Source organism: Paracholeplasma morum (assembly GCF_016907055.1).
In the GTDB taxonomy this organism is placed as follows: domain Bacteria; phylum Bacillota_I; class Bacilli_A; order Acholeplasmatales; family UBA5453; genus Paracholeplasma; species Paracholeplasma morum.
Genome location: NZ_JAFBBG010000024.1, coordinates 1 through 8799 on the forward strand (window position 1 = coordinate 1; position 8799 = coordinate 8799).

10 protein-coding genes are annotated in these 8799 nt (G+C 32.7%); 1 reads left to right on the forward strand and 9 read right to left on the reverse strand.

The window, feature by feature from the left end; translation table 11 throughout:
- The 6 genes from JN09_RS07495 to JN09_RS07520 form a co-directional block, all read right to left on the reverse strand.
- Window positions 1-252, reverse strand: a 252-nt coding sequence (locus JN09_RS07495) for a helix-turn-helix domain-containing protein (protein ID WP_204432166.1), incomplete at its 3' end; no start/stop codon positions are given.
- 89 nt (window positions 253-341) lie between these two features.
- Window positions 342-980: an IS3 family transposase gene (locus tag JN09_RS07500; protein ID WP_204434528.1), complete on the reverse strand. Its 639-nt coding sequence runs from the start codon at window positions 978-980 to the stop codon at window positions 342-344.
- A gap of 35 nt (window positions 981-1015) precedes the next feature.
- Window positions 1016-2845: a glycosyltransferase gene (locus JN09_RS07505; RefSeq protein WP_204434530.1), complete on the reverse strand. Its 1830-nt coding sequence runs from the start codon at window positions 2843-2845 to the stop codon at window positions 1016-1018.
- Window positions 2846-3138: 293 nt separating this feature from the next.
- Window positions 3139-4050 (reverse strand): hypothetical protein, encoded by a 912-nt coding sequence (locus JN09_RS07510; RefSeq protein ID WP_204434532.1) that lies wholly within the window; start codon window positions 4048-4050, stop codon window positions 3139-3141.
- Between the two features lie 176 nt (window positions 4051-4226).
- Complete coding sequence (locus JN09_RS07515; RefSeq protein WP_444850777.1) at window positions 4227-4958, reverse strand: Fic family protein; 732 nt, start codon at window positions 4956-4958, stop codon at window positions 4227-4229.
- Between the two features lie 632 nt (window positions 4959-5590).
- A complete protein-coding gene (locus tag JN09_RS07520; RefSeq protein WP_204434536.1) occupies window positions 5591-5809 on the reverse strand; it encodes a hypothetical protein in 219 nt (72 codons plus the stop codon).
- Between the two features lie 252 nt (window positions 5810-6061).
- On the opposite strand from JN09_RS07520, the gene JN09_RS07525 reads away from it, so the two are divergent.
- On the forward strand, window positions 6062-6307 hold the full coding sequence (locus tag JN09_RS07525; RefSeq protein WP_204434539.1) for a hypothetical protein: 246 nt from the start codon (window positions 6062-6064) through the stop codon (window positions 6305-6307).
- Window positions 6308-6535: 228 nt separating this feature from the next.
- Here the strand turns inward: JN09_RS07525 and JN09_RS07530 are convergent, their stop codons facing one another.
- The 3 genes from JN09_RS07530 to JN09_RS07540 all read right to left on the reverse strand — a co-directional run.
- The gene (locus JN09_RS07530) at window positions 6536-6736 is read right to left on the reverse strand and encodes a hypothetical protein (protein WP_204434542.1); all 201 of its coding nucleotides are present in this window, start codon (window positions 6734-6736) and stop codon (window positions 6536-6538) included.
- A gap of 113 nt (window positions 6737-6849) precedes the next feature.
- On the reverse strand, window positions 6850-8013 hold the full coding sequence (locus tag JN09_RS07535) for a PrsW family glutamic-type intramembrane protease (RefSeq protein ID WP_204434551.1): 1164 nt from the start codon (window positions 8011-8013) through the stop codon (window positions 6850-6852).
- Window positions 8014-8517: 504 nt separating this feature from the next.
- A partial coding sequence (locus JN09_RS07540; RefSeq protein WP_204434553.1) for an IS3 family transposase occupies window positions 8518-8799 on the reverse strand: 282 nt, incomplete at its 5' end.

An 8799-nucleotide genomic window follows, 5' to 3' on the forward strand; every position in this document is an offset into this window, starting at 1 on the left:
ATAATAACTTCCAGCACCATTCCTATATGATTCAACAACTTCATTTTTTAATGTTTCAGTATAACTTTGATTCATACCTTGCATACGTAATGCTTCAGCACCAAACTTACTATATTTGAAAATCAGTACCTCTATTGCGCTTTTGCTTACGCCAAACTGACTTGCTAACTGTCTAAGTGACCCTTCGCCTTTCTCATATATCGTGCAAATAAGTAATTTTTCTTCATAACTTAATCGTTTGTTTTTTCTCAAAATAAAATACCTCCAAGTATTAACAGTAATAATATATATTTCTTTATATTATTTCCTGTGTCTACTTTAGAGGTATCATATCAAAGAGTCTACTTTTTATTTTTTCTACGTTTTGTATTATAAAAAATCAGCCATGATTTTACTAATTTGATATATTCCTGATGATTTTTGATATCATTATTGTAGAGAGTCTCTTTCTTCAGTAATGAATGAAAACTCTCAATAACTGCGTTGTCAAGTGGTGTTCCTTTTCTAGACATTGAAACTAGAATTCCTTTTGACTCACAGACAGTCCGGTATTCATTTGAAAAATACTGGAACCCTTGATCCGAGTGGAGTACCAGTCCATTTGGATCTTTTATTTTTCTTAATGCTTTGTGCAGTGTATCTAATACCAACTTAACATCGTTTCGCTGGCTGATTTGACTAGCTATGATTTTTCTACTTTGTAAATCAAGAATGGTACTTAAGAATGAACGTCTACCTGCATAGTCAAGATATGTAACATCTGTCACCCAACCGGTTTCATTAAAATTTCTTTGTAGAAGATCAGGTTTCATAAGCCTCTCTATCTTGAGTTTGCTGCAATTGATACGTTGCTGATTTTTTATATATAACGGCTGTATACCGTATTTTTTCATGATTCGAAGTACTTTCTTTGTATTGTAAACAATACCGTATATATCTCTTATTTCATCTGTAATACGTCTGTAACCATACGTCTTCATACTGTCATTTAATGAAAAAAACGATTAACGTCGAGTTAATCGCTTTCTTGTGTCTTATCTGTTTGATTCATTATGTTAAAGGCTCTTTCTGTAAGTTCGTTTGTTGATTCTTTTTTCAACATAAATATGTTTGGATATTGTGGTTTTAGCACTTCGATTTGAATACGATCTTTAACAAAGAATGGATAACTGAATTTATGTTTCTTTTCTATGAACCTAATACGAATAGGGACGATTGGAACATGGTTTTCTACAGCTAACTGGAAGGCACCTTTTTTAAACTCTCTAAGAGAAGAGTCTTTCGTAATTAGTTCTCCTTCTGGATATAAGTGTACATATCTACCCTTACCGATTGCTTTAGACAACTCGTAAAAGAATACCTTTGTTTCGATGACCGTTTTCGGTGTTGGGGTTGCGCCAAGAATGGTAATGAGTTGACCGACAACCGGGGTATCAAAGTTCTCTTGCATCGATGTAAAAATCAGTTTTTTAGGGAAACATACGAGGGCATTCATCACTGAGTCTAGTTTGTGAACGTGATTTGATATCATAATCGCGCCACTATCTATGTGTTTTAGTTGCTTGCGTCCTTTAATTCTAAGACCTCTAAATAAGTAAAAGTAAAAGCCTAATACTGGTACTGCAAACCCATAGTAAAACAGTCCACTGCCTGTTCGTTTAATCCTTGATTTTTCGTAATGCTTTCTAACTTTTTTACCATCATTTGTCTTCACAGAGAGTTCTTTATTTTTATCTTTGATGGTTTCCTTAAACATTTCTTCTAGTAGATTAATCGCGTTATTAATACCATAGTTTCTAATATGGTCTTGATAGACTGGACCCATTTTCAAACGTTCTTCTTTATTTTCTAACCAATAATCAATCTTTTTGGCGAGTGTTTTATAGTCTTTTGCTTTAAATAGACTTCTATCGTCTAAAGCAAACTGCTTAGTTGCAGTCTTCTTAGCGGTTGCGATAATAGGAACTAATCCACTTGCAATCGCTTCTAGAGCACTAATGCCTTCGATTTCCACGTCTGCAGCATGAATATATAAAGTGGATGCTTTGATTTGACTAATCAAGTCTTCTTGTGAGAAAAAATCGAATCTAGCATTTACTTTAAGTCTTTTAGCTAGACGTTCAAGATACTTTTTCCTTGGGCCTAACCCAGCAAAAAGCACCTCAATCTGATCTTTATACTTGGACTTATGAATTGCTTTGATGATGGTATCCTGTCTTTTCTCTAACGCATATCGACCGATTGATAATATTTGTATTTTTGATTGTGTACTTCTGTCAGTGGTTGTAAAGAATTTGTCTTCAACGCCATTGGTTATAGGATGGGCAACATTCTTATAGTTCTGACGTTTGATTTCATCAGCAATAAACTGACTTGGACAATGGACATGTTTGACATGTTTGTAAAACCTATGTTTGATTAATTTATATATAAACCAAGCTAGTGGTCTACCTAATCTACCTAAACCCATTCCATACGTTACATGTTCCGGTTGAAAATGAAAGGCACTTGATACTGGAATTCCAAGTTTCTTCGCATATTTAACACCTTCAATACTTACTTTAAATGGACAGAAAAAATGCACAATATCGGCATCTTTAAAGGCTTCTTCAAACACTTTCTTATCTGGCTTAGCAAAATAGGTATTTTGTTTTTGAGCTACATAAGAAACAAGTGGTATATTTCGCTTTTTTAGCCGGTAAATTCCCTTTTCTTCGTAGTCACCAGCTGTAACAATCCTGACTGTATGACCTTTAGCTTCCAAATGTTCTTTAGAGCGTTTGGCAGTCATGGTAGTACCATTCGAGAATTCACCGTAATTATCTATAACATAAACAATGATCATATTTTCTCCCTATACTAACGAGTCGATTATCACAAGTTAAACTCTATATTTATATAGACAATATCTTCAACAAATAGTTAATGTGGTGATAATCCTATCGATTTTTATTTCTTATTATATACCATTGATACCCGTAAGTCTATCTCCGATAACGAGGATTTTTGTGCATAGTAATACCGTTCTTCTAACACTTCTTAATCGTATGGGACACACAGATTACAAAACAAAAGCCCCTTTGAAGTCAACTAATGATTTATAGGGTTATAGAACGGTTCTATAGAGTTTAACCAAATTTACATATACATATGGACAAAAACGGTTTTAGACACACCATCTATTGTGATGGTTAGAAAGGCTAGTTCACTAATGTTATCTCTAAAACGCTTAATAATCTCATATTTGTTTTCATCTAATTTAAGGAAATATTCATCTCTATTTAAATGAAGTTTTACATCAAATGCTTCGCTGTTTCCAAACTCTATTACATCTCCAACTTTTAATTGCGTTATGCCTACTTGATATCTTAAGTGATTGGTAAATGAATAGTTTTTTGTATTAATTTCTAGAAACGCCAACAAGAAAGGATCATCATTTTTGATAGGGTGGGCAATCAAGTCTAAATATGCGTCATATACTCGGCTACTTGGATTCATCTCAACGTCATCATAAAATGAGATTGCTATACTAATTTTGGCTCCGCTAGATCTGAAACTAGACGATAAATAGGTCTTATGTTCATCACTTTTGTATCCGTAAGACGATTGAAACAAGTCAAGATGGTATTTGATATATATTCCATTCATTTCATTAGGTAGTTCTAATAAATCCCCATCTATTTCTTTATAGGTTTCATTTAAATAAACCGCGATATCCATAGCCTTTTCTCTTTTGGACAATGGACTACCAATCTTCAATACGATAATTACAAAGCTTTCACTTTTCTTATTGATGGTTGCAGTAATAGTGACCACGATATTTTCTTCTTTTTGATTAACGATGGCGTCATTGCCACTGATTACAATCGCATCGCTATCAGAAGTCCAAACAAAAGGTGAATATACGCCTCTTTCTAATTGGAAATCTCTAGTTACCTCTTTGGGAATAGATTCTCTATCTAATGCTTGAAATGATTTTTCTGGGTAATCACAAGATGTTAGAATCAAAACACAAAAAAGCAAAACTGTGACTATAAGTGTTTTTTTCATCATCCATGTCCTCCCGTTTTATAAATTACTCATTGTCTTAACTACAAATTTTGACACGATTGCTATTACATAGATAAATAGGCTATTCTTGTTTATGTAATGTGAACTTTATTTGACATCAAGCATTTCTATTAAAAGAGACTATAAGTATTTTTTTCATATTTCTCCTTTTATCCTTAACCGATCAAATATAAGTATAAATTCTCTGACTCATTAACCAAGTCAACAATAATTTTAATAAAATCTGTATAATTATTTGTTGTATGCGCTTTATCTAGTGCACCATAATAATCTGCTCTATTTTCTGTTTTGATTACGACTGGTGGATAGCCACTTTGAATGAGTTCAAAATTTAATAAAAGTCTTGCTGTTCTACCATTACCATCAATAAATGGGTGAATTTTTACAAACTCTCCATGTAAGAAACAAGCTCTTACTACAGGATGAAAATCTTTCCAACTTTGATACTGATCAATTAGATTCTGCATTTTATATGGAACATTCATGTATACTGGTGGCACATGCTTAGCGCCACTGATAAACACATTTTCATTTCTATATTTACCAGCATTAGTAGAATCAATTTCTTTCAAAATCAAATAATGAACAGATCTAATATCGTAATCTGAAAGTTTAACGTTTTTGCTGACTAGATCTTCAATGTATTCAATTGCTTCTTTGTGATTAATAATCTCTAAATGATCTTTTAATGGTTTCCCTTTAATTGTTATGCCATTTTCTAAGACTACTTTTGTTTCTGATAAGGTAAGTGTATTACCTTCAATTGCATTAGAATTATAAGTCCATTCAATAATTAGTTTATCTCTTAATTGTCTAGTCATGTTTTGAGAGAATGGTCGATGGGAATCAATTATATCCTTTTTTTCATCAATAATATTAAAATCTATCGAATCAAAAAACAAGTCATTAACTTGTTTAAATCTTTTATCAATTGGCTTTTGTGAATCGTCTGGTATAAGCCAAGTTTTACCAACTTTTTTCACACCATGAATTCTACCCTCTGTGCAAAGTATTCGAATTCTTCTTTCTTTAATGTGCCATTTCGTTGCAAAATAAGATATATTTTTGTATTCCATTATTTCACCTTCCTATTATGCCGTTATCGGCACAATATTAGTATATCATTGATTTTTAAATCTGTCAATATTATGCCGATAACGGCACAATATAACTTAAAAAATTCAGTTTGATCAATTGTGTTTTTGTTATGCATTCGTTTTTTTATTGACCTTTTGTGTTTTTATACTAACATTTTCGATAGCGCGATTAAACTCACAAAGCTAAACCTAAAAGAGATCGGTATTATTATAAAGAAAAAAGGGATTATCTCCCTATTTTCCTAATCATTAAAGTCGATACTATTGTATCTACACTGTCGTGCTAATATGTATTTGTTGACCTATTTTGATACAACAACGCATCCCTACCAAAAATCACGCACCCCTGTATTATTTTACGCACCCTTGACTAGTTTTACGCACCGCATAATTAGCATTTAAACCAATCTTAAAACAAGCCATTAATATATCATTTTCTTAAGTAAATTTCTACCATCTTCGTATGCTTTATCTACGTCTTTATATTTTTTTCTAAGTGCATACAACGAGTTTTCAGCCATACCAAGTTCAGATGCAATCACGCCCATACCACATGAACGGCCTGCTAGTTCTTTTATAAGTTTTAGTTTGGATTCCAAGGTACCATCAGTCTTCCATTTTTGATAATTATCCTTTCTCATCATCAGTCCTCGTTTCTAAAGACTATAGAGGAACTACGACTATTTCTCGCACTGCTTATGCAGTAGGTTCATTACCAGCTCACATGGATTTTACCGCTTATATCATTTTTCATGGGTTGGCTCAGAGCATACAAAAGCAAAAAGAACCAATCCTAAGATCAGTTCTATCTTCTTACCAATTAAAGATTATTAAAGACTTGCATAATCTAAGTTATTAAGTTTAAATACAAACAAGCCAAGGAGGTTACCCTTATGAATGAATTTTATCCAGATTTTAAACTTATGAAAAACTATCATAATAGATACCTATCAAAAAGAGCATTTATTGAAAGTGGCACGACTTACGGCAGATGGAATGAAACTTTATATCAAGTTCAATTTTATGAAAATGATATATTGATTGATTCATTTGTAGTAATAGAAAAAGCACTAGCGATTGCTAATGCTCGTGAATTTGTAAAACGCAAATTTACCTATCGAATGTGTTCTCTTTCTTAACTCCAAACCATCCATTTTGGGTGGTTTTTCTTTTTATCCTTCATATGATGCCTCCTGCATATATTCTAGTTTACACTAAGTACAGGTTTTTGGTATCAGTTCAGCTTTAGCCAGAGGATGATTTGACTGTTCTTCAATTTGGTAAATAATCTTGTATATCTCTTGCTGATTGCCATCTAACACTTCAATATCTTCCACCTGTGACATACCATAGGTAATTGTTCCTGTCTAATCATAGAATATAGTCTTTACATTGGAAAGTTGTTGAATAGCAACTGATCCTTTGATAAGAACTCCTTGTTTAGTTGCATGACTCATCGCCGCAAGCATGACCGGTGTAACTGATGCTACTAGGGCACATGGACTTGCAACAACCAATAGTACAATACCACGATAAAGTGATACATCAAATGTCCAAATGTTTAACATAGGTGGAATGATCATTAATAAAGTCGCTTCGACACCGTTCGCAAAGAGCGAATAGATTTGCGAAGAGACTTGTTTTATAGATATCACGTAAAACCGTATTTAAGTCAATATGACTATGATAAAAATACGCGACCACTATCTGATGCTACAACTGTAGAAAATCGCTTTTTTTGTAATTCTAATGCATAAGCGACCAAACTAGTAAACGTATAAATGCCGACTAATACCATACTTAGTTGAATCCAAATAGAACTGTTATAATTCCATGCTGCATGATAAAGTGACACGCCTAAATAACTAAGTATCATAATAGGGTGAAATACTATTTTTAGCGAGATTTTTTCGTAACAATTTAATCCGATAAAAATACCTGACAAAATTGCTGTCCAAAAGTGATGTCCGATACCTAATGCAAATATACTTCTTACCCAAAGTGTAACCGCCATATCTTCATAAGAACCTGATTCAAGAAATGCATTCATACCATATTCTGCTGTCTCAAAAATATCAAACCCTGCACCAACAGCAAACCCGATTAAAACACCTGTGAAAACATGCTTAACACGCAACTTCTTCAAGATAAACATCACGATGATGAACTTCGCTGCTTCTTCGACAAGACCCGTTACAACATCGCCATAGAACCCCTCAGGATAACTTGTTATTTCTCTGATTAGGTGTGTTAGTCCGATTGATAGTATCCCTCCATAGATAATGTACATAACGAAATCAAGCATTTTAAAGTCTTCGTTATCTAGCTCAAACAACAATATTGCCATCGCAAGAATGAACAAACTACTTGTTGTTAGTATGGTTAAGACTAAAATATTTGCGGTTAATGCGTTGATAACTGCTATTAGAAACAAAACTGAGAATACCTTCATAAATAGGTAAGGTTTTTTTGGTTTAATACCCAAAAAAACTTGAGATAAATCGTTGAGTTTTTCTTGTTTCGACCGTTTCGAAAAGGTCGATTTCCAAATGATCTTGATGCCCTTGAAAATCTTCTTACATCGTTTTTTAGAAGGGACAAAAAATGTCAAGGGATTAGTAACCCTACCTTCTTCTTTTGTGACTTTTTCTCCTAACAAAATTTCTGATAAATCTAAATGCCTCGCAAATACTTGATACTCAATATCTGCCTTACTGCCCTTACCCTCTAAAAAAACGGATAAGCTCTCATGTGATAAATCGAGTTCAATCATGATTGTATTTAAATCTAATCCCTTATTTTGGATTGTGCGTTTAATTATTTTTGCGCTTTTGTTACTTTTCATATATATTACCTCTTATTCATTATAAACCTATTTAAGAAGTCATTATAACATGTCCAGATATGGCTAATCTATACCGCATTGAAAAATGGTAGAATTAACACATTTTCGATAATATTCTGTGTTTTTTTATGTTATATTCGTTATTTTACTTTATTTCATCCATTAATAAAATAGGTTCACGTGTTTAATTTTTATACTATAGAGGCCGTTTATTTATATCTCATAAGCCTCGATTTTAATGAAAATAAGGTTAGAAAGTAAAGTACTTTCCCACCCATTTTTCTGAACTGATACCAAAAACCTGTACTTGGTGTAAACTAATATATATGCAGGAGGCATCAAATGAAAGATAAGAAGAAAAAGAACAGGTTGTGGTGTATATCGTATGCACTGCTATGATTTTCTAGGACACATAGGTACCACCTTTGATAAATAAAAAGTGATATTATTATATCCTTGATACTTATATTTTATCATACATCATTTTCTAGATGTGTGGCTTTTTTAATTAAAGCCTTTTATAGTTCGATATTCAACTGGTGTTAAGTAATCTAATCGATAAGCTACTCTATGATGATTAAAATAATCTACATAGATTTCTATAGCTTTTTTGATATCACCAAAGTCATGTAATTTTAGATAGTGTTTCAAATCACCTTTGATCCATCCAATAAGTGATTCAATGACTGGATTATCTGTAGGCGTTCCTGCTCGACTCATTGATCTGGTGATTGGATATGTTTGATGTGTCTTCTCAAACTTAACGGATGAATAAACTCTACCTTG

Excerpts from the sequence above, each read along its gene's own strand:
- JN09_RS07500 (WP_204434528.1), bottom strand. The coding sequence starts at position 980 with ATGAAGACGTATGGTTACAGACGTATTACAGATGAAATAAGAGATATA.
- JN09_RS07505 (WP_204434530.1), bottom strand. The coding sequence starts at position 2,845 with ATGATCATTGTTTATGTTATAGATAATTACGGTGAATTCTCGAATGGT.
- JN09_RS07510 (WP_204434532.1), bottom strand. The coding sequence starts at position 4,050 with ATGAAAAAAACACTTATAGTCACAGTTTTGCTTTTTTGTGTTTTGATT.
- JN09_RS07520 (WP_204434536.1), bottom strand. The coding sequence starts at position 5,809 with ATGAGAAAGGATAATTATCAAAAATGGAAGACTGATGGTACCTTGGAA.
- JN09_RS07525 (WP_204434539.1), top strand. The coding sequence starts at position 6,062 with ATGAATGAATTTTATCCAGATTTTAAACTTATGAAAAACTATCATAAT.
- JN09_RS07530 (WP_204434542.1), bottom strand. The coding sequence starts at position 6,736 with ATGTTAAACATTTGGACATTTGATGTATCACTTTATCGTGGTATTGTA.
- JN09_RS07535 (WP_204434551.1), bottom strand. The coding sequence starts at position 8,013 with ATGAAAAGTAACAAAAGCGCAAAAATAATTAAACGCACAATCCAAAAT.